The 21,834-nt window shown below is 31.5% G+C and carries 22 protein-coding genes; 6 read left to right on the forward strand and 16 right to left on the reverse strand.

Annotated features, from left to right (window positions below):
- The 10 genes from V9L05_RS15865 to V9L05_RS15910 all read right to left on the reverse strand — a co-directional run bounded on the left by V9L05_RS15865 (position 1) and on the right by V9L05_RS15910 (position 8,119).
- Positions 1-993 carry a DNA-directed RNA polymerase subunit alpha gene (locus V9L05_RS15865; protein ID WP_338792236.1) on the reverse strand — a complete coding sequence of 331 codons (993 nt, stop codon included), beginning with the start codon at positions 991-993 and terminating at the stop codon, positions 1-3.
- A 117-nt stretch (positions 994-1,110) separates the two neighbouring features.
- Positions 1,111-1,716 (reverse strand): 30S ribosomal protein S4, encoded by a 606-nt coding sequence (gene rpsD / locus V9L05_RS15870; RefSeq protein WP_338792235.1) that lies wholly within the window; start codon positions 1,714-1,716, stop codon positions 1,111-1,113.
- Positions 1,717-2,292: 576 nt separating this feature from the next.
- Positions 2,293-2,685: a 30S ribosomal protein S11 gene (gene rpsK / locus V9L05_RS15875; RefSeq protein WP_338792234.1), complete on the reverse strand. Its 393-nt coding sequence runs from the start codon at positions 2,683-2,685 to the stop codon at positions 2,293-2,295.
- A 115-nt stretch (positions 2,686-2,800) separates the two neighbouring features.
- Positions 2,801-3,169: a 30S ribosomal protein S13 gene (rpsM, locus tag V9L05_RS15880; protein WP_338792233.1), complete on the reverse strand. Its 369-nt coding sequence runs from the start codon at positions 3,167-3,169 to the stop codon at positions 2,801-2,803.
- Between the two features lie 174 nt (positions 3,170-3,343).
- Complete coding sequence (ykgO, locus tag V9L05_RS15885) at positions 3,344-3,460, reverse strand: type B 50S ribosomal protein L36 (protein WP_014798809.1); 117 nt, start codon at positions 3,458-3,460, stop codon at positions 3,344-3,346.
- A gap of 115 nt (positions 3,461-3,575) precedes the next feature.
- A complete protein-coding gene (gene infA, locus V9L05_RS15890) occupies positions 3,576-3,794 on the reverse strand; it encodes a translation initiation factor IF-1 (RefSeq protein WP_014798808.1) in 219 nt (72 codons plus the stop codon).
- Positions 3,795-4,411: 617 nt separating this feature from the next.
- Positions 4,412-5,329, reverse strand: coding sequence for a hypothetical protein (locus V9L05_RS15895; RefSeq protein ID WP_338812837.1), 918 nt, complete (start codon positions 5,327-5,329; stop codon positions 4,412-4,414).
- Between the two features lie 95 nt (positions 5,330-5,424).
- Positions 5,425-6,651: a serine hydrolase domain-containing protein gene (locus V9L05_RS15900; protein ID WP_338812839.1), complete on the reverse strand. Its 1,227-nt coding sequence runs from the start codon at positions 6,649-6,651 to the stop codon at positions 5,425-5,427.
- 79 nt (positions 6,652-6,730) lie between these two features.
- Positions 6,731-7,558, reverse strand: coding sequence for an AraC family transcriptional regulator (locus V9L05_RS15905; protein WP_338812841.1), 828 nt, complete (start codon positions 7,556-7,558; stop codon positions 6,731-6,733).
- Positions 7,559-7,570: 12 nt separating this feature from the next.
- Positions 7,571-8,119, reverse strand: coding sequence for a hypothetical protein (locus V9L05_RS15910; protein ID WP_338792228.1), 549 nt, complete (start codon positions 8,117-8,119; stop codon positions 7,571-7,573).
- 346 nt (positions 8,120-8,465) lie between these two features.
- Between V9L05_RS15910 and V9L05_RS15915 the strand changes: the two genes are divergently transcribed.
- Entirely contained in the window at positions 8,466-10,019 is a 1,554-nt protein-coding gene (locus V9L05_RS15915) for a hydroxymethylglutaryl-CoA reductase (RefSeq protein WP_338792227.1), read from the forward strand.
- A 447-nt stretch (positions 10,020-10,466) separates the two neighbouring features.
- On the opposite strand, the gene V9L05_RS15920 is transcribed toward V9L05_RS15915, so the two are convergent.
- On the reverse strand, positions 10,467-12,584 hold the full coding sequence (locus tag V9L05_RS15920) for a SurA N-terminal domain-containing protein (RefSeq protein ID WP_338812842.1): 2,118 nt from the start codon (positions 12,582-12,584) through the stop codon (positions 10,467-10,469).
- 393 nt (positions 12,585-12,977) lie between these two features.
- Between V9L05_RS15920 and V9L05_RS15925 the strand changes: the two genes are divergently transcribed.
- The gene (locus V9L05_RS15925) at positions 12,978-13,175 is read left to right on the forward strand and encodes a hypothetical protein (protein WP_338792225.1); all 198 of its coding nucleotides are present in this window, start codon (positions 12,978-12,980) and stop codon (positions 13,173-13,175) included.
- 84 nt (positions 13,176-13,259) lie between these two features.
- Positions 13,260-13,814, forward strand: coding sequence for an HAD hydrolase family protein (locus V9L05_RS15930; RefSeq protein WP_338812843.1), 555 nt, complete (start codon positions 13,260-13,262; stop codon positions 13,812-13,814).
- Between the two features lie 93 nt (positions 13,815-13,907).
- Here V9L05_RS15930 and V9L05_RS15935 read toward each other — a convergent pair whose 3' ends face one another.
- The 4 genes from V9L05_RS15935 to V9L05_RS15950 all read right to left on the reverse strand — a co-directional run bounded on the left by V9L05_RS15935 (position 13,908) and on the right by V9L05_RS15950 (position 16,909).
- Complete coding sequence (locus tag V9L05_RS15935) at positions 13,908-14,390, reverse strand: hypothetical protein (RefSeq protein ID WP_338812844.1); 483 nt, start codon at positions 14,388-14,390, stop codon at positions 13,908-13,910.
- 3 nt (positions 14,391-14,393) lie between these two features.
- Positions 14,394-14,711 carry a hypothetical protein gene (locus tag V9L05_RS15940; RefSeq protein ID WP_338812845.1) on the reverse strand — a complete coding sequence of 106 codons (318 nt, stop codon included), beginning with the start codon at positions 14,709-14,711 and terminating at the stop codon, positions 14,394-14,396.
- A 70-nt stretch (positions 14,712-14,781) separates the two neighbouring features.
- Entirely contained in the window at positions 14,782-15,849 is a 1,068-nt protein-coding gene (locus tag V9L05_RS15945; RefSeq protein ID WP_338812846.1) for a sodium-dependent bicarbonate transport family permease, read from the reverse strand.
- A 145-nt stretch (positions 15,850-15,994) separates the two neighbouring features.
- On the reverse strand, positions 15,995-16,909 hold the full coding sequence (locus tag V9L05_RS15950; RefSeq protein WP_338812847.1) for a carbon-nitrogen hydrolase: 915 nt from the start codon (positions 16,907-16,909) through the stop codon (positions 15,995-15,997).
- 445 nt (positions 16,910-17,354) lie between these two features.
- Here V9L05_RS15950 and V9L05_RS15955 point away from each other — a divergent pair, with 445 nt between their 5' ends.
- Positions 17,355-18,014 (forward strand): CoA pyrophosphatase, encoded by a 660-nt coding sequence (locus V9L05_RS15955; protein WP_338812848.1) that lies wholly within the window; start codon positions 17,355-17,357, stop codon positions 18,012-18,014.
- 210 nt (positions 18,015-18,224) lie between these two features.
- Positions 18,225-20,060, forward strand: a complete 1,836-nt coding sequence (locus V9L05_RS15960) for an ABC transporter substrate-binding protein (RefSeq protein WP_338812850.1) — start codon at positions 18,225-18,227, stop codon at positions 20,058-20,060.
- Positions 20,061-20,089: 29 nt separating this feature from the next.
- On the opposite strand, the gene V9L05_RS15965 is transcribed toward V9L05_RS15960, so the two are convergent.
- On the reverse strand, positions 20,090-20,998 hold the full coding sequence (locus V9L05_RS15965; protein ID WP_338812851.1) for a hypothetical protein: 909 nt from the start codon (positions 20,996-20,998) through the stop codon (positions 20,090-20,092).
- A gap of 231 nt (positions 20,999-21,229) precedes the next feature.
- Between V9L05_RS15965 and V9L05_RS15970 the strand changes: the two genes are divergently transcribed.
- Positions 21,230-21,817, forward strand: a complete 588-nt coding sequence (locus V9L05_RS15970) for a sigma-70 family RNA polymerase sigma factor (protein ID WP_338812852.1) — start codon at positions 21,230-21,232, stop codon at positions 21,815-21,817.
- The last annotated feature ends 17 nt before the right edge of the window (positions 21,818-21,834 follow it).

Below are 21,834 nucleotides of genomic sequence, written 5' to 3' on the forward strand. Positions count from 1 at the left end.
TTAATCTTCGTCTAATTTGTACTTAACGATGTCTAATCCAAAAGTAAGTCCCAAATCAGATACAAGTTGTTCCAATTCAGTAAGTGATTTCTTACCAAAGTTACGGAATTTCATCATATCAGAAATTTCCAAACTTACAAGGTCGCCAAGTGTACGAATGTTTGCTGCTTTAAGACAGTTATAAGCACGAACAGACAAATCCATTTCTGAAAGAGCTGTTTTGAGTTGCTTACGCATTCTTACAAATTCTTCATCTACTTCCTCCTCTTGTTGTGTTTCTAAATAATCAAGCGTAATGTTTTGGTCAGAAATTAGAGCCAAATGACGCATAAGTAAATGAGCTGCACCTTTAAGAGCATCTTCAGGATGAATAGAACCGTCAGTTTGGATATCCATAACTAACTTCTCATAATCCGTTTTTTGCTCAACACGAGTGTTTTCGATGCTATAAGTTACGTTTTTAATTGGCGTATAGATAGCATCTATTGGAATATAGCTTGCAGAATTTTCTGCTTGACGGTTTTCCTCAGCAGGAACGTATCCACGTCCTTTGTCTAAGAAAAGTTCAAGTTCGAGTTCTACTGATTCGTCCATGTGACAGATTACCAATTCTGGATTCAACACCTCAAATTCATTAGTAGCATCTGTGATGTCTTTTCCAGTTAGTTCAGATTTTCCAGAAAGTTGAATTGTAATCCTCTGACTAGATTCATCTTCTACTAATTTTTTAAGACGCAACATCTTTAAATTCAAAATAATTTCACTTACATCTTCTACAACGCCTTCGACGGTAGAAAACTCATGTAAAACTGAACCCATTTTGATACCGATAATTGCATATCCTTCTAATGAAGAAAGCAATACACGACGAAGTGCGTTACCAACAGTTACACCATAACCTGGTTCTAATGGTTTGAATTCGAAAATACCGTGAAAATCATCGGCTTTCTCCATTACCACTTTGTCGGGCATTTGAAACGCTAATACTGCCATAGAACTTACTGTATATTTTGAAGTGTTTTTTTAAAGAATTGATAACCTAACAGGTAATAAACAGTTTGTAACTGTCTAATAATTGTAACCTGAATAAATAGGTTGTATAAGCTAGGATTATTTAGAGTACAACTCAACGATTAAACGTTCTTGAATGTTCTCTGGAATTTCCTCACGCTCTGGAAGCATCATAAATCTGCCTTGAAGCTCTGTATTATCCCATTCTAACCAAGAGTAACGAGCATTTGCTCTTCCACTCAAAGCATCAGTAATAATTTGCAAAGATTTTGACTTTTCACGTACTCCAACGATATCGCCAGGGCGTAATGAATAAGAAGCAATGTTTACGATTTCTCCGTTTACTGTAATGTGTTTGTGAGAAACAAGCTGACGAGCAGCTCTACGAGTAGGTGCAATACCTAAACGATACACAACATTATCTAAACGAGTTTCTAAGAATTTCAAAAGATTCTCACCTGTTGAGCCTTGCGCTCTTACTGCGTGCTTAAATACATTTGAAAATTGACGCTCAAGTACACCGTAAGTATGTTTAGCTTTTTGCTTTTCCATTAACTGGACTGCATAATCTGATACTTTACGACGACGACCTTTTCCGTGCTGACCCGGCGGATAAGCTTTTTTCTTTAGGGCTTTGCTCGGGCCGAAGATTGCCTCTCCGAAACGTCTTGCAATTTTTGCCGTAGGTCCTGTATAACGTGCCATACTGTTTGTATTTTTCGTGTTTTACGAAAATTAAAAATAAATTCTAAAAGTATAAATCATTGATGCTTTGTAAACAAATTGTTTTCTAGAAAACGAAATTTACATTTTTTCGGATCTATACAGTCGTGAGCTAAACGGGGTATTCTAGTCCTTCTCTACGTTACTTATTTTTATATGATTGTATAAATTAAGAGTGATAATTACTGTCAAACTTAATTAAATCTCTTAGAAAACAGACGATTAGAAAGGTTATAACTAATCCGTTTCCAAAAAAATAAGAGTTGCCGAGCCAGTCGATTTAAAATATCTATAACTATAAAAACTATATCTAAATTCTATCTAAAGCACGCAACAAGGGAGAATAACTCCTAAACGTTTCAACTCACTATTCTTTTTACGCTAGAATTGGAAAGAAGCGAGATAGAAGATTCTATCCAAATTTTCTTAGCCTGTTCGCTCAGACTAAAGTCTAAGCTACATTTTAAGAGTGAAAATAACAAGTTGCTATTTTTCCTTCTTTTATCGTTTTGTTAAACTAAAATTGTCTGACATTTCAAAATGTCTTGACAATTAAAATTATACTCTACGACGTTTTGGAGGACGACAACCGTTGTGAGGAAGAGGAGTTACATCTTTGATAGATGTAATATCAATACCAACACTATGGATTGTACGAATAGCTGCCTCACGACCAGAACCTGGTCCTTTGACAAATACTTCTACTTTACGAAGACCTAAGTCGTAAGCACGTTGAGCGCAATCACGAGCTGCTGTTTGAGCTGCATACGGAGTGTTCTTTTTAGAACCTCTGAAACCCATTTTACCTGCTGTTGCCCAAGTGATAACTTGACCTGCTTCGTTAGTCATAGAAATAATAACGTTGTTAAAAGATGCTTTAATGTGAGCCTGACCCACAGCAGCAACTTTCACTACTCGTTTTTTGGCTTTGTCTTTACGCTTTTGTGCCATAAGTTTTTTAAACGTTTAAGCTGCATTAGAAAATAAAATTGTATCAAAATTGATTTGAATGAACTTATATTTTCCTCTACTAGACTTTTTCTTATTAAAATAAGAATGAGAATTATTATTTCTTTTTGTTTGCAACCGTTTTTGGCTTTCCTTTACGAGTACGTGCATTTGTTTGTGTACGTTGTCCTCTTACAGGAAGTCCTTTACGATGGCGTAAACCACGATAACAACCAATATCCATCAAACGTTTGATGTTTAGTTGTACTTCGGATTTTAGTTCACCTTCTACTTTGAAGTTTTCGCCGATATATTCACGAATAGCTTTAGCTTCATCGTCAGACCAATCTTTAGCTTTTGTGTTTTGGTCAACTCCTGCTGCATCTAAAATTTGAGCTGCACGAGTGTTTCCAATACCAAAGATGTATGTCAAACTAATGACTCCACGCTTATTATCTGGAATATCGACACCTTGAATCCTTGCCATATTAGCTGATTAATTCTAAGTGATGATTTATTAAAAACAATTACGAATTAAAAATTAAAAAATACGAATAAAATCCGTTTTTTACTTAATTTCTATTTCCTAATATAAAAAGGTTACGCATTTTTTGACTGTAGATTAATTAATAAAAATCAAATTACATCAAAAAAAACAAAATTAACCTTGACGCTGCTTAAAGCGAGGGTTTTTCTTGTTGATAACGTAAACTTTTCCATTGCGACGTACGATTTTACAATCTACGCTACGCTTTTTTACGGAAGCTCTAACTTTCATAGTTTTGAAAATTAATGTGAAAAGTTTATTTATATAAAGAAAAAAAAGAACGCCGTTTCTAATTTCTTTTTAATCAGCAACAATTAAGTAAAGAATCTAAATACGACCTACATTTTTATTTGTAGCGATATACAATACGGGCTTTAGTCAAATCATACGGCGACATTTCTAACTTTACTTTATCTCCTGGAAGAATTTTGATATAATTCATACGCATTTTTCCAGAAATATGAGCAGTTACTTCGTGTCCGTTTTGTAGAGAAACACGAAACATAGCATTTGATAATGCTTCTGATACTGTTCCGTCTTGTTCGATGCTGTCTTGTTTAGCCATAAAATTAAATTTAGATTTTAGATTTTAATAAGTTTAGAATTTAGATAAAAATAGAATGAAAAATTAATCGTTCAAAACACTTATTTTTATTCTATGTAGAGGCAGAACAACGCTATTTAATAGGATAAACTATCAAATAGGGATTATTTTTTCTAAATTCAGAGCTTATTTTAGTTCTTATTTTGTTCTAAAAAGTCTAAATTTTTGTTATCTACCCGCTTTTTAACGAACTGCAAAGTTAATATTTATTTTTGAATTATACAAAATTTGTATAAATAAATATTTTGTTTAGAGTTCTTCATTCTTTTTTGAGCTGGAAATACCATAATTCACATAGCTTTTTTATTGAATTTAAGGTGGTATTGTAAAAAGTATGGTAAGTTATTTGGTTGTTGGTGTCGCTTCTCTAAAACATCAACAACGGTATTTTGGGCAATTTTTAGTTGCATAATTTTGCTATTCTAAAACGCTTTAAAAAAAATATACTTTGTATACCACCAAATTTTGAACTATCCTAAACAGAACTATCGATAAATTTATACATTAAATTGTAACTGGGGATACTTAAAATGGCGATTAGAGTTTTATTTGTGAATACCTTAGAGAAATAAATTACATTATTTTATCCAAATACTCTTATATTCTGTCTCTAAACTCTTCACAAGTTTTTTTATAATTGGATGCTGATTTTTAAATATCATCAAAGTAGAAGAAGAGAGTTTATAGACACAATGAATAATCTTTTCAATTTGTTCTGATGAAATTTCAACTAAACGAAATGTATTTTGATGTGCATTTGTAGTACAAATAGTAATATTTTGATTTGAAAAAACAATTTGAGTAATATCTGTATATTCAATACTATAGGCACTTTTTGACTCATTAAAATACACTAAAACGGCATCTTCTTTAAAATGAAGTAATGCCCTTTTTTTATCCAAAAAAGAAAAAAGTTCATAGCCTTCCATTCCTCTAGTATCATATTCTGTAAAAGTAAGTGGTAAAAATATAGCTCCTAAAGCTATTGCTATCAAAAATATATATCCTGTTGTAGAAAAATCTATTACAAGCCCTAAAATAAGGCAGATAAAGACAACAAATCCCATAAGTATATAAAGAGAGTTCTTTTCTAAAACAGGTATAGACAAGCTAAGGTTTGAGTCAATATTTTTTTGAATTTGAGCATCAATACGTAAATTTACTTTGATTTTCTTCCAAAAATAGTCATCTAATTTATATCCAAAACTCTCAAAACTCTCGTTTTCTGACCCTTTTATAGGAAAAAGTAAGGAATTTACATCTTGTAAAACACGAAGTTCTAATGTTTTTTGAATAGGAAAATCAATAAGTGTTTTAGAAGAATCACAATGTTTTCCACCCAAATATTCCCACGTCTCTTTTAGAAAAGCTGACTTACATTCATCACAAAAAACAACTTCATTTCCTGCTACAATTAAATCTCCTGTAATTGGGTCTTGACGGTTTTCATTTAAAAAGTCAAAATGTTTTTGTCTGTGGATTTTGTGAATGTGCATAAATTGAAAGTGAGAATAGAAAATGTATTCACTTGTTTACGCAAAAATCCTTCTTACTGTTTTGAAGTAAAAAGGATTTTAATAAACAATAGATATTATTTTGCAGCTTCAAAAGACTTATAAGCTCTTACAATTTCACTCAATATTTCAAGAGCTAACTCGCCAGCTTCTTCTACATTAGAATTTATCAAAACTATTGAGCCTGATTGTGTATTTGGATCAAATCCTAAAAAAGTAGTTGTTCCAATGTCTCCTCCTGTGTGTCCGATTCGACCATTTGTAGACCAAAGCCAAAAAACACCATAATTATCTTCTCTCTCAGGCATTTGTTTTGGGATTGTTTCTAGTTTCTTATCAAAGAGAAGTTGATAGGATTCTTTTGAGAGTAGTAAAGAGGACTGTCCAGTTTTTGCTTTTATCATTTCTTGCATGAAAATTGTCATATCTTCAATAGAAGTGAGTAAAGCACCATCTGGATAAGTTGCCATTGTGTAAGCAGGAAGAGGAGTTTCTGCATCAAAAAACTGTGTAGAAACTAATTCGGCATTTAATTCTGACTTTTTCCAAGCTGTATGACTCATTTGCAAAGGCTCAAAAATAACTTGTTTTGAATAGACATCAAAAGGAGTTTGAGTGACAATTTCGATGAGATAAGCAGCTAAAGCAGAGCCGATATTGCTATAATAATATTCTGTTCCTGTAGGAGCATTTAAAAAATTATCCGAATTATAAAGAGTTCCTGTTGTGGAAAGATAAGACTTCATAAAATCTTTAAGAGGTAGCGTATTTCCATCTGTCTTGATTCCTAATTCATTTATCATTCTTTGCGCTCCTTTTGTAGAAATATCTTCCCCTTCCAAAATACTGTAATTTTGAAAATAAACAGACTCACTATCTTTTATTCCTGAAGTATGAGTAACTAAATGTTTAATGAGAATAGGTTCAGTCGAATTGGGATTATTTACCTTAAAAGGTAAAATAGAATTAATAGGAGTTTCTAGTGTAAAATATCCATCTTCAATTGCTTTAACAAGTGAAATACCTATAAAAACCTTACTAATCGAAGCAATATTCATTGATGTTTCATTGGTCAAATCAATATTTTTTTCAATGTTAGCTTTACCATAACTTTTCTGAAAAGCTACTTCTCCATTTTTGATGACAGCAACTGAAAAACCTCCAAAATTAGATTTTTCATAGCTTTTTTGAAGAGAAATGTCTAGTTCTTGGGCAGTATTGATTTGAGGCAAAACTTCTTTTGAGCAGCTAATAGTGAGAGAAGATAAGAGAATTAACAAGAAAGTTTTAAGAGAATCTTTCATAGATGATAGTGTTTTGGTGAGAAAATCTAAAAATTAGAGTTAAAAAATAATTTCCTCAAAGATAAAACACCTCTTTTCCTTAATCTTGTAAAATATTGAAGCTCTGTTGATAATTTCTAGGTGTTACACCAACATAGTTTTTGAAGTAATTTGCAAAATTACTTTGGTCATAAAATCCAGCATCTAAAGCTGTTTCGGTGATAGAATTTCCTTCTTGAAGTAATTGTTTGGTAAGCGATATTCTGCTCAAAAGAATGTACTGAAAGGGGGTAAGACCAACATATTTTTTAAAAGCTCTAATAAATTGAAATTTATCTAGTTTTGTCTGATTGGCTAGAGCCTCCAAACTTATTTTTTGGTCTAAATTAGCAATTAAATACTGCTTTGTGTCATTTAACCAAGTAGGTGTTTGGGTTATATTGGTAGCAATTGTTTTATTTTTTTTAGAAGATTCGTACTGTCCAATTTCTTGAATAAATCTTATAAATTGGTTTTCAAAACTATCACCAAAATCATTCTTTTTATAAGCTACAATTTGATTAGATAATTGATTGAATTTATTAAAAAGAAAAGTATCTGTAATTAGATTTTGTAATAAAAAATCATCATTTACTTCATTTTTTCCTAAAGCAAATTTAAAAATATCCTTACTGATATATAACGTTTTGATAGAATAATCTAGATTTTGAAAAGCACTATTTTTATGTATTTCTAAAGGATTCGAAATAAGTAGCGAGTTTTGCAAGGCAATTTTATCATTTTCTATAAAAGCTCCTTTTTCTATACTAGAAATACAAAATGTTTCATGATAGTGCAAAGGAAAATCTTGATTAGAGTTATATGTAGAAAATAATTCTAAATTGTCTAAACTCTGTAACTTAATTCGTTCAATTTTTGAAATATTCATCAGTCAATACATCTAATCATAAATTCTATCAACAACCTGCATATTTTGAGGCATACGAGGCTCTATTTTATATAAATTTTCTTGAAGTCCTTTAAAAAAAGCCTTTTCAAAATAACCTACTAAATAAATTGCAGCAAGTGGCATTCCCTTGAAATAATATTTTCCTCTCCAACGCAAATTACATCCTCTTTTTGTGGGTGTAATCTCTACAATTGCACGCCCTTTTAATGGATGTTCGGCAACAGGTTCATAGACAAAATATTTTCCATAACTTGCTTCTGTAATATAATAATGATGTACTTTAGCAAAAAGAGGTGTTTTATAAATTGCCATTACTTTATTTCCTGCCTCTATTCCTGTTGTTTCTAATTCTTCTAAATGTTGAATCCAAAGTTCGCTTTCTTTTGAGTTTCGAAAGGCTTCTTCTATATATGTCCAAAGTACGGTAGGTGAAAAATTGGTCTTGAATGTATAATCAAAACTAATTTCTTTTGGTTTTTTCCACCAATAAGTAAAACCAGCTGCTAATGCAGCTCCAAGTAAAAGAGTTCTTTTTTTCATAAAAAGCTATAATCTATATAATGTACGTAGATGAACAGTTTTATTAAATTAAATACGTTTTTTTTAGAATAGTGTTCGAAAAATACTGCTCTCACTTTCAAAATTACTATTTATTTTTAAAACTAGAAGCATTAATATTTGTTAGACAAAAGTTAGTATAAAGTGAGTGTATCTAAATTTAGTTTTTAGACGATATAATTGTTGGGATTTTGAAAAAAAACCAAATAATTTGCTAATTCATTAACAAATAAGTTGTATTATCAGTGGTTTTTTACAATATTAGCTTAACTTTTAAGAATATATATGACTAAATTAAATTTTTAACACACACCTTACTGCAAAACTTATGCAAATACCAAGCTTGATTCTCAAACAACTTTACTCACGAGGAAGTTTAAAAAATACAGACAAAGGAGTACAATTTACTATCAAAAATCGTTTGAGTGATGCCAAATTTAGTGAGCTTGTCAGCGTTGAAATAAACGGCAAAGAAGTTCCGATGAGTGACATTCAAATCGATATGGGAGACGGAAATATGATTAAGCCTTCTGCCATGGACTCTAGTAGTCCTATTGATTTTCCATTGAGTAAAAGTTTTAATGTACTGGCTAATATTGAAAAACTTCCAGAAGCAAAACATGATATTCAAATCTCATTTGTAGCTAATCCATTCGGAAAGCTCAAATTTAAAGTACAAGATGCTATTTCAGGTTTCAATGATCAAGAAGTCAAAATTCCTAGAGATAAAAATGATGATTATGCTGAAAGTGCAATCAAAACTAGACAAGAATTTGTCGAACAAGTTACAGGTAAAAAATTAGACCACGTAACAAAATACTCTTTCGACCCACATATTGCAGCAGGAAATTGTGAGCATTTTGTAGGTGTAGCACAAATTCCGATTGGTATTGCAGGACCTATTACAGTAGATGGAGAATATGCAAAAGGAGATTTCTTAGTTCCGATGGCAACAGCAGAAGGAACATTAGTAGCCTCTTATAATCGTGGTATGAAGGTACTTAACCTTAGTGGTGGAGTAAAGTGTACGGTCATTGGAGATGCTATGCAACGTGCGCCTGTTTTTGTTTTTAAAGATGCTCGTGGTGCTAGAGATTTTGTAGCTTGGACAAAGAAGAAAGAAATTTATGATAAAATTGTAGAAGAAGCAGAAGCAACTTCAAGTGTTGCTAAGCTTAGTGATATTGATTGTTATCTATCAAATAAGTTTGCTTATCTACGTTTCAATTATAAAACAGGTGATGCAGCAGGTCAGAATATGGTTGGACGTGCTACTTTTGCAGCGTGTAGCTGGATTTTGGACAACTATGATGAAAACAAACTAGAACATTTCTATTTAGAATCTAATTTTGCAACTGATAAAAAAGCATCTCAAATCAATGTGATGCGTACTCGTGGTAAGCGTGTCGTTGCAGAATGTACAATTCCTAGAGACGTACTTATTCAGAATATGCGTGTAGAGCCAGAATCTTTGGCTTATCACGGACAGGTAGCCACTATTGGAGCATTCCTCTCAGGTGCAAACAATAATGGAGCGCACTCTGCCAATGGTATTACAGCTATGTTTATTGCTACTGGTCAAGATGTAGCCAACGTTTCAGAATCTTCGGCTGGTATTCTTTATTCAGAACTTACCCCTGAAAGAGACCTTTACATTTCAATTACTATTCCTTCTCTAATTATTGCTACTTATGGTGGTGGTGTTGGTTTGGCTACTCAAAAAGAGTGTCTAGAAATGATGGATTGTTTTGGTAGAGATAGAGTAAACAAACTTGCTGAAATTATCGCTGCTGTTGTACTTGCTGGTGAAATTTCTCTTGGTTCGGCTATTTCTTCTTCTGATTGGGTTTCTAGTCATGAGCAGTATGGTAGAAACAGATAATTAAATAAAGTAACAAGTTAGAATTATGAATTTAGGAAGACTAAAAAAATAAATTTACATTTTTAGCTATCTATAAAACAGGGTTAAAATCCTGTCCAATTTATAATTCATAGCCTGTTTTTGAAAACATATCTTTGTAAAAAATCACAAAAGGTAGTTTTTTAATTGAACAGGGTTTTAACCCTGTTTATTGATGTGAGTTTTTCAAAGTGTAAATTTATTCATTTTAAAATAATATTACTTTTTTGTTGGTGTCGCTATGCTAAAACACCCATAACAGTTGCAAAAAGCAACAAAATGAGATGTATTCAGCAAAAATTCAGAATCAAATACAATTATATTTATTTCAAATTCTGATTTAACCACAAAAAAAACCTAAGTTTTAAAACTTAGGTTTTTTTTGTTAGAAACTATATTGTCATTGATTTCTCATCAATGATATTCCTATTAATAAAAACTATCTATGTTTTCTTCTGTATCAGTTAATTGTTTGATAGCACGAAGAATTCCGTTTGTATTAAATACTTGCTGACGATCTTGAACCAATGGTTCTTTGTATTTAGCATAATCTGCTACTTCTCCAGCATTATTATATTTTTCTACTTTCATTATCACAATACCTGTTTCATCAGCAATAGGTTTAGAAGTTTCACCTTCTTTCATTCCAAATGCCATACCTACTGCTTTTGGTGCAAATCCTACTCCATTAAGAGTAGTTGTGATATAAGTATAATTAGGTTGAGATAATACACGAGCTTGTTCTCCAAAAGCTGTTGCAATTTCTTCTAATGTACCTGTTTTATCTTTTAATTTAGCCAAAATTTCTTTTTTCTTAGCTTCTTCAAGAACTTTACGACGAACTTGCTCATACACTTTAGAAAGAGGTTGAATTCCTTTTTTAGTACGAGATTTCAATGTCATAACAATATATTGATTATCTACTTCAAATACTTCATTAGAAATATCACCTATGCTTGTATTTTCTTCAAATGCCCAACGAATAGCTTGACGGATAGAAGGATCATAGATATTGTTTAAAGAACGAGCATTTTGTTTTACATCATTTGCTTGCAAACTCAATAAGTTATACTGTTTAGTACGTTCTTCATACTCTGTTATATTTTTACTTGAAGCCAAATCACCTGCTTGGCGATAAAGAGTCTCACGAGTAGATTGACTAGGTTCTAACAAACGTCCAACTGAAGCAACTAAGTATTTGTTAGTTCTCTTTAAATCTTTTACATCTATGATATGATACCCATAATTAGTTTCTACTAATTCAGGCAAAATTCCAGTTTGAGTAGCTCCAAAAGTAGCATCTTCAAAAGGTTTTACCATTGCATTACGACCAAACCAATCTAGTTCTCCCCCTTTTTCGCTATTAGATTTGTCTTCGCTATATTCTTTTGCTAATGCTGAAAAATTTCCTCCGTTTTTAGCTTGTGCTAATACTTCTTTAGCTTTTGTTTCAATGGCTAATTTCTCCTCTGGAGATTTTCCTTGAGTACTAAATAAAATGTGATTTGCTTTTACAGAGTCAACTACTTGTCCTACTTCTTTCACAACTTTGAACATAGTATATACTCCTTTCACAATAGTAGGCTCACTTACCATTCCTATTGTTACTTCTTCTCCCATTTCCTTTTTGATAGCTTCAGGCAAATTAGATTTAGAAAGCTCTGCAAAGTTAGTTTCAATTTGTGAGTTGATAGCCACAAAAGAAGTATCGTTTTGTGCTGATGCAAATTTGTTTTTGATATCGCTCAAATAACGCTTCACTTCCATACTGTCTGCTTTTGATGGAGCAATCGGAATAGCAATATATTCTACTGCAACTGAGGCTGCATCATCATAATCTTCTTTATGATTATTGTAATATTCTTGTATCTGGTCTGGAGTAACATTTACTGTTGAGTCTGCAATATTTGCATAAGGAACATACAAAAATTTCAAATCTAATTTTGTTGTTTCGTCTTCATAACGACGTTTTGCTTCAGCAGTAGTTACATAAACAGATTTGCGAAGTAAGTTTTCATATTTTTCACTTCTACGAGATTCTGGAAGCTGTTGTTCGAAAACTGCAAACTGTTGTTGTGCTTGTGGTGACTGATTTTGAAGATTACGAATAAAGGCAATCACTTTATCTTTATCAAAAACACCTGTTTCAGGGTCAGTAAAAGCTTGTTTGATTTGAGGAGAGATATTATTTCCCTGTACCATATCAATAACTTCTTCTTGAGTTACCATTATACCTAATTTTTCCCATTCAGGTTTGAGAGCATATTGTGTAACAAGTTCATTCCAAGTTTGAGTACGAACCATTGGCATCTGTGACTCGTTCAGTTTGTTTTGGTTAGCAGCTTCCATTCTATCACGCATGATTTGAAGCTGGTTATTAAAATCTTGATATTTGATTTCTGTTCCATCAATTTCTCCAATGACTTGGTCGCTACCCATTCTACCTGCGTTACCAATAAGGTCAGTAAGAACGAAGGCTGCAAGTGCGCCCAAAATAACTACGAGAAGTAGTCCTGTGCGTTTCTGAATTGCTGTAATTATAGACATAATCTATCCGTGTAATTTTTTTTAATAAGGTTAATGTGAAAAGGAAGTTCAAATTTTTAATAGAAATTACTCTTTACTTAAAATAAGTGTTATATCTACTCAAAATATGTACTGACAAACTTGTGAAACAGACTTCTGTACTTGATTTGATACGACACACTTCACAAAATTTTAGTTTGCAAAGGTAGCTAGTTTTATTAAAATATCAAATTTGATTTTCCAAAGAAGTTCATTTTTTAAATTTTTATACAAACTATATATCAACTTATCCGTTAAAAGTCTAAATTTTAGGAATACACAATAAGATTTTGAATTCTAGAGAAATAGAAGACATAAATAATACTATTCAAACCTTTTTTGTATTTTTGCAAAAAAAAACAATACTTCAAAATTATGACAATCTTATATACAATTGTTTTGGCAATAGGCGTTCTTATGATTTACTTTGTAGGAATGGGAGTCAGAATGTTTTTTCAAAAACAAGGACAGTTTAGAGGAACATGTGCTAGTCAAAGTCCATTCTTGAAAACTGATGATGGTTCATGTAGCTATTGTGGCAAATCTGCTGAAGAAGTCTGTCCCAATAAATAATATGATTTAAAAAAACAAAAAGCTATTGTTATTCTTGAGAAACAATAGCTTTTTTTGTGGTCTTGTATTACTAATTTTTATAATTTGAATAAAATATTTGCAAAAATGAATGCTTCTCTAAAAGAAAAAATACAAAAAATTAAAATCATTCTTACTGATGTAGATGGTGTACTGACAGACAGTAAAATTATTTATGATGATAATTTTTTGGAATACAAAAATTTTAATGTAAAAGATGGTTTTATTATCAAACCACTTCAAAAACTAGGTTTTAAAGTAGGTGTAATTACAGGAAGAGAATCTGATGTAGTTAAAAAACGCTGTCAAGAACTAGGTTTTGATTTTCACTATCACGGAAAAGGAGGTATAAATGCCAAGCTAGAAACTTTCGAAATTATCTTGAAAGAAAATTTAGTAGACCCTGAAAATATCGCTTACATAGGCGATGATTGGATAGATTTGCCTATTTTGATGCGATGTGGATTGAGTGCAGCTCCCCAAGATGCTATGAAAGAAGTAACTGAAAGAGTAGATTATATTACTCAACGAAAAGGAGGAGAAGGAGCTTTAAGAGAATTTGCACAACTTATTTTGGAAGGACAAGAAAAATTAGAAGATTTAATTAAGGATTATCTGTAAGGAAAAATTTTTTGTGTATTGTTTGATATCTTCTATTTACTGTTGTTGGTGGCGACATTAATAATGGCAAAGAGACTGTTTGTATTTTTACACTCATCTATTTGCTTTTAAATAATCATCAAAAGTTGGATAGTTGATAATATTTCCTGCCTCATCTGCTTTCAAATATTGATTTTGATATTTTAGTAAGTGAGCTAATAATTTATTTTGATGTGGAAAAGGAAGAATCTTTTTGATAATTGAAATTAATTCTGATTTAGAGTTTAATTTCAAACTACATTCTCCATCGTCGTAAGAAGATAATTTTCCATAACCATTGATTATCATCTCAAAACAAATTAAACCTAATTCCCCTTCCTTTTCTAAAAAAGTAGTTAAATCTTGTATGGTTTTTAGTTTTGGAATATTGTTTTCAGTAGCAAACCCAAACTTTTTATACAAAGTTGCACCAAACTCTGTAATCTCAATTTCTAAATCTTGTGGAAGTAATTTTACACAATCTAAAGTAGAAAATTCAAGTACATAAAATAAATACTCATCTTCTATTTCTTTGTATAAAAATAAGCTAGGAATCATATTTTATGTCAAGTTTTGAATGTTGTTAATTGCTTCTTGAATACTATTTTTTAGATTACCAATATCATAACAAGAATATACTGTTATCGGATTTTCCCAGTTAGAGTTTTGGATAACATATACTTTGAAATGAGAATTATTAGTTATTGTCATATCTATTGGAAACCAACCTACATCAATTATACTATTTTTTTCTTTGTATTCTATTTGACAAATATCTTGTGTCAATTCGATGAGTTGTTCTTCAAGAGGTTTGTCAAATCTTAGTTCAGTATTTCCTCTATAAATTCCTCCAAGAAAATTTAGGTCTTTTAAAAACATTATTCAAAAAATTAAAAGTAGTTCAATAGTTGTCGGTATTTCCATAATTAATACCAACAACTAAACTAATCTATTGAATCAACATAAAATAAATAGGCATTCCAACAGTAATATTAAAAGGAAAGGTTACTGCTAAAGCCATCGGAATAAAAAGACCAGAGTTAGCTTGTGGAACGGCAATTTTCATTGCAGCAGGAACAGCAATATAAGAAGCACTAGCAGCCAAAACCGCAAAAATAAAACGATTAGCAACATCATCAGTAATAAAACCACTCAAAATAGCCGTTAGAGAGCCATTAAAAATAGGAATAATAATAGCAAAAAGAGCTGCAAACCAACCAGATTTTAGAAATGCACTTAGTTTTTTTCCACTTTCAATTCCCATAGCTAAAAGAAAAATAGCCAAAAAACCTTTAAAAATATCAGTTGTAAAAGGTTTTATCCCTTCGGCTTGTTTTTCGTCTGCAATAAGTCCGATGAATAAACTTCCCAAAACCATCAAAACACTACCATTTGTAAAAGAGTGAATGATGATGTTTTTCATTTTACTAACAGAAGAAATATTTTTTGGAGTAGCGTGGTAAGTATCATCAATCTGAAAATCGTGAGTAGGAATGATTTTAGGTTCATATTCTTCTATTTCTTCATCATTGTTTACTTCTGATTCTTGTTCTTTTTTATTGTAAAGCATAATCAAAGCTACACCCACCACAATTGCAGGAGCTTCCATAAGAGCCATAACAGCAACCATGTGTCCACCAAAGGCAAGATTTTGAAGTTCTAAAAAAGAAGCAGCAGCTACAAAAGTAACAGCACTTACCGAACCATAAGACGCTGCAATCGCACCAGCATCAAAAACAGAAAGTTTGCGCTTCAAGATAAAAAATGTATAAAGAGGAACAATTACAGAGAGAAAAATTCCAAATAGAAGTGAAAATAAAATCTCTAAATCAAAATGACTGTGAGAAAGTTCTTGTCCACCCTTAAAACCGATAGCGAAAAGAAGATACAGTGAAATAAACTTGACAGAACCAGCAGGGATTTCTAAATCACTTTTTACTTTGACAGCAAAAACTCCTAACACAAAAAATAAAAGTGTAGGATTGGTTAGATTAGAGAGCAGTAAATCAAAATTCATTAGTTGTGGGACTGATAAATAAAAAGAAAAAATAATTATTTATGCAGAAAGAGTAGGCAAATGTAGTGAAGATTTTTGAGTTCTGTTTTATAAATATTAATCTTATCAAAAAGAAAACCCACGGTTTTTAACCGTGGGAAAAGCTCTAACTACGATAACGTTTCAATAAATCCGAATACGCATCTATTCGTCTATCTCTAAGAAAAGGCCAAATACGACGGACATTTTCGCTTCGTTTCATATCAATTTCTACAACATTATTTTCTTCTTTGTCTTTCGTTCCTTCAAATAAAAACTCGCCTTGTGAGCCAGTTACAAAACTGTTTCCCCAAAATGTAATTCCATCAGTTACACCTGTCGAATCCTTTTCAAAACCTGTTCTGTTTACAGAAATTACTGGCAAACCGTTGGCTACTGCGTGTCCTCGTTGTGAAATAATCCAAGCATTTCGTTGTCTGTCTTTTTCGTCTTGTGTGTCGCCTTGTTCCCATCCGATGGCTGTCGGATAAATCAAAACTTCTGCACCAGCCAAAGCCATCAAACGAGCTGCTTCTGGATACCACTGATCCCAACACACCAAAACCCCTAAACGTCCGACAGAAGTATCGATAGGCTCAAAACCTGCTCCTTCATCACTGACACTTCTTTTTTCATAATCCCCAGGGGTAAAATAAAATTTTTCATAATAGGCAGGGTCGTCTGGAATGTGCATTTTTCGGTACGTTCCTGCAATTGTTCCGTCACTTTCTAAAACTACGGCTGTATTGTGATAAATTCCTGCTGCTCGCCTTTCAAAAATAGAGGCCACAACCACAACACCACACTCTTTTGCTGTTTCGGCAATGGCATTTGAAGTGTACCCTGGAATAGTTTCGGCAAGGTCAAAATAATTTACATCTTCACTCTGACAAAAATACACATTGTTGTGAAGTTCTTGCAAGACGACCAAATTAGCACCCTTTTTGGCGCATTCTCTGATGCCTTCTTGACTTTTTTTGATATTTTCTTCTCGGTTTGTACTGCATGTTTGTTGGACTAAACCAACTTTTAGATTTTTCATATTTATTATTCAATTACGAATTACGAATTAAAAATTACGAATTTTTTTATTACTTGCCGTTTTCGGTGTCCTCAACATAGCCGTAAGGTTAAAAATTTATTTGTCTTTCTGTTCCGTAGGAACTTTATATTGGTATTAAAAATAAGAGAAAGAGTATATTCTGTTCCGTTAGGAACTACATATTGGTAGGATTTCAAGATTTTTAATACAAAATGCGACCAATATACAACTCCTACGGAGTAAATGAATTTTAATTTTTCTGTTTTTATCTACCAATATTAAACTCCTAATAGAGTAAAAGCCAAAATTTCTCAATAGCCTTACGGCTATGTTGTCTCCACTGACGACACTTAAATTTTAAACAAAATAAGTCTATTAAGCGTATTTTCTATTGTACAATGAAATTAACTGATAACTGTTTACTGAAAAACTGATAACTGAAAAAATGGATTTTATACAAAAACTCAAAAACCGTTTGGACTCTCCTCTTCGTCCTGCTGAAAAAGCACAACGATTGATGGAATCTTCAGCACGAAAAACAACAACTTCTTTTCAATACAAAGAACGTAAAAAAACACGAATTGCAGCTGTTTTGATGTTGTTGTATCCTTATCAAGATGAAGATGGAAACGAAAAGTTTGACTGGAAAATGCCTTTGGTTTTGCGCCCACAATACGAAGGTATGCACAATCACGGAGGACAAATTGGTTTACCAGGAGGAGGACGAGAAGAACAAGACGAAAATTTGATGATGACTGCTATTAGAGAAACACAAGAAGAAATAGGCGTTATTGTTCCAAAAATCAATATTTTGGGTTCTTTGTCAGATTTATATATTCCACCGAGTGATTCTATGGTAACTCCTTTTGTTGGTTTTTTAGATGCAAAGCCAAATTTTATTCCAGACCCAAAAGAAGTAGCTAGAATTATTGAAGCTCCTCTTTCGTCTCTTCAAAATCCAAAATTGCGTTTGCAGAAAAAAGTAACTCTTCCAAATAAAATAGTTTTAGATGTTCCTTATTTTTCTGTAAATGAGGATTCTATTTGGGGCGCAACGGCAATGATGTTGAGTGAGTTTTTGCATTTGATAGAGGAGATTGAGTGATTATATCAACGCTTGCTAAAGTCAGATTACTGACCATTATCAACGTTTTCTTGAAATGATATTTATCATTATGAATTGAACAGGGTTTAAACCCTGTTTTTTGTGAAAATAAATTTTTCCCTTAGCAATCCTTCTGTAATCGGAAGGTTGATAATGGGAATTATGTAACTTTGCAGCCTACTCTAAAATCTTCAAATTCCATCTGCTGCAATGAAATTCCTATTTTACTTTTCCCTTATTTTTTTACTTTTCTCTTGCAAATCTGAAAAGGAACAAATCAATCAAAAAATATTTCGTTATAATGAATTAGAATATATAAAAACTCTACATCCTCTTTCTGTGACCAATGAAGCTGAGAGAAGAATTGTGCATCAGATTTTTAATGGACTTTGGCGACTAGAAAATGACGGAAATTTTTATCCTTCTTTAGCAGATTCTACAACACAGATTGATAGCTTGACGTGGGAATTTGTCTTGAAACCGAATATTCAACTTCATAGCACTTCCACAAAAGAATTTTTGACTTCAAAAGATGTCGTAGAAAGTCTGACAAATTGGGCAAAATTTGAGCTTAAAAGGAATGAAAAAATACCTATTCAAACGCAGATTTTCAAAGAAATAATAGGAGCAGATTATGAGAAAGCCTTTGAAATAATTAATGAACGAAAATTTAGAATACATTTACAAATTCCTTTTTCGCCTTTGATTCAGTTGCTTTCTTGTACCGAATCTTTGATTGTTCCTAGTAAAAAAAGTCGTTTGGGAGATAAATTTTCGCCTGTTGGTTCGGGTGCTTTTTATGTTGATTATTTTGAAGATAATCAAAAAGTTGTTTTAAAGAAACATCAAAATTATTTTCATAAGACAATCAAATTAGATACACTTCCACTTTTAGATGAAATACACGTTTCTTTTTATCAAAATCCAGAAGGTATTGCCTACAAAATCTTAAATGATGAATTAGACTGGCTTCCCTCCACCCAGCAAACTCAAACCGTTTTGCCCTTCATTATACAGAAGGAAAAAGAAATGCAAAACAAAAACAACTCAAAAACAAACGAAAATAAATCTGAAAGTCAAAGTAAAGGGTTTGTTTCAAAACTCATTCAACTAGATTCTTTTCCCCTTTTGCAAACGGCAGGTTTTGAAATTCAAATTTTAGATACTTCTGATGTAGAATTAAATGCGAATTTTTTTACAATTCAATCTTTTCGTCAGGCTTTGAATATGGGAATTTATAGAGAAGAATTTAAAAAGATTGCGTCTTATTCTTACCCAGCTCACGAAGGAATTTTTCCGAATATCTTACCAAAAAACACACAAGAAAAGGCAGATGGTTATTATTTCCATCCTCAAACAAGCAGAGATATTTTACAAAAAATAGGTTTTGATTCTACTAATATTATAAAGATTTTTGCAGAAAAACATGATACAGCTTGGGTAAATTTAGCACGAAAACAATGGAAAAACTTGGGAATAAATTCTATTCTTTATTTGGACTCAGAGTCAAACACAGCAAATAAAAATAAGGCTGATTTAATTGCAACCACTTTTAAGACTTCTTTTGCTGATGAGAGTTTTTTGTTTTGGAAGTATTTTGATAGAAAAAGTTATGATAAATTTTTGATTGAAAAAGAAGGTTTTTTAGAATTTGAGAAAGAAGAAACTAAAACAGTAAACCAAACAAATAGTCAGAATGATTCTAGTAAAATAAGTTTCATCAATAAAGTTGATAAAATGGATTTGTTTTCCATCAAAAAACTTCGTTTTGATTCTCTTTTTATAGAATATCTAAAGCAAAAAAATGAAATTGAGAGAGAGTTTTTATCCAATCAACTCAAAAATAAATTGATTCGTTCTGCGCCTTTTATAGAAATTTTTTATCTCCAAACGCATCAAATTAGACGTGCTTATATTGCCGAACTTGTTCCGAATGCACTCGGAATTTATCATTTTGATAGACTTGATAAGTCATTTTTAGAACCTGTTGAGTTAATAAGAGAAGATTATATGTACGAGGAAAAATCAGTTACCAGTTACCAGTAATCAGTTACCAGTTAATTTCAAAATGCTTTTTATTCTATGCTTTTATTTTTTTCTAATTGGAGTACAGAATCAAGTTCTCTTAAAGTGTAATAATAAGTCATATCATATTCTTCATATTCAGCTATTTTTGTATTCTGTCTTTTTTCTTTAGGGGTAAACTTTATTGGTTTTTGATACCCTGCCTGTATAGAATTTCCTGCTGGTAGAGATTCTTCTTTAGGTAAATTTTCAACAACTTTTATCTTATAGAAGTGTCCTAATTCTCTAATTTCTTCTAAGGACTCTTTTATGTCAGAAGTTTCTCCAAACTCTAAACCTTCTTTCGTATTTCTACATTTAAACCTTTTCTTTACAGATACATAGCTAGTAGAATCAACAGAGCTATAATCATAATTATTTAATTGAAAATGAGGGAGATAAAACCCATCAGTAATTTTTTCATCATAGTAATAATCTCTAATTATTCCCTCAATATCAAATCCAGAAGGATTAGCATTTTCATTTTTGATGAATAAAAATTGAAGTTCAATTTCATAACTCAAATATCCTTTATTCTCTTTTGTCGAATCTATAAAAAATTTAACTGCTGTACTAGTTGGATAAACTTCAAATACAGAAAGGTTACGATAATTACCACTACACCTCATTTTAATAGGAACCCATTGTGAAAGCCTATTAACCCATCTTTTCTCAAAGTGAGTAGTATGGCTAAAACGAAATTTTTCATCATCTAGCGTTGGATAAAAAAAATCTCTAGCTCCATTAAATTTTATTTCCCATGTTTTTCTATCAATTATTCTATTAGCATAGTATTCTTCTGAAACATAAGAGGTAGTTTCTGGTGTAGTTTGTTGTTCTAAAATTACATGTTCTTCCGAACAAGAAACAAAAACAAGCAACCCCAAAATTGTAAAAGCTATATTTTTTATAAAATTCATTTTCTAATTTATTTCGTTTAAATTTTGGACAAAAATACATCAAATAATTTTTCTTTGTGGAATGAAGGAATAGAAATTAATTCAAGTGCATCATAATAATTATAAATAATTGATTTACAAGGTATTGAATTCGTAATTCGTAATTTTTAATTCGTAATTATTCCTAAGTGGTTTACCTTTTCAAAAAACAAACATAAAGAAGTAAAAACCAAATCTTACTCAATAGCTAGAATGGAAAATGAAAAATTAATCCAATTTCTAAGACAGGCAGCACATCGAAAAAAATCCTTAGAATACCTCTATCAATCTTTTGAAAAAACAAGTAAAGGATTGCAGAAATTAGGAGCAGAAGAAAGCGAAACAAAAGATATTTTTCAAGAAGCAATTTTAGTTTTTTATCATCAAGCACAAAAGCTAGATTTTAAACTGACTGCAAAACCTTCAACGTATCTTTTCGGAATTTGTCATAATATTTTTAGAAATAAAAGACGAAAAGAAGACAGAAAAAACACATTTTTGAATACAGATTTTTTGATAGAGTTTTCTGATAAAATAGATTTTGAAAATCAAGACGATACAAATATTTATAAAAGTGAAGAAGCCATTTCTGTTTTGAGAAAAATCTTGAAAGAGCTAGGCGAGCCGTGTAAAAAATTATTGTCAGGATATTATGTAGATAAATTTTCTATGAAAGAATTAGCTGAAAAACTGGGTTATAATTCGGATTCGACAGCTAAAGCACAGAAATACAAGTGTTTGCAGCGAGCTAAAAAATTAGCTCAACATCAATTAGAAAATTTACAAACTATTCTACTCTAAAACTTTAATAAAGAATA

This window comes from Bernardetia sp. Wsw4-3y2 (assembly GCF_037126295.1).
GTDB lineage: Bacteria > Bacteroidota > Bacteroidia > Cytophagales > Bernardetiaceae > Bernardetia.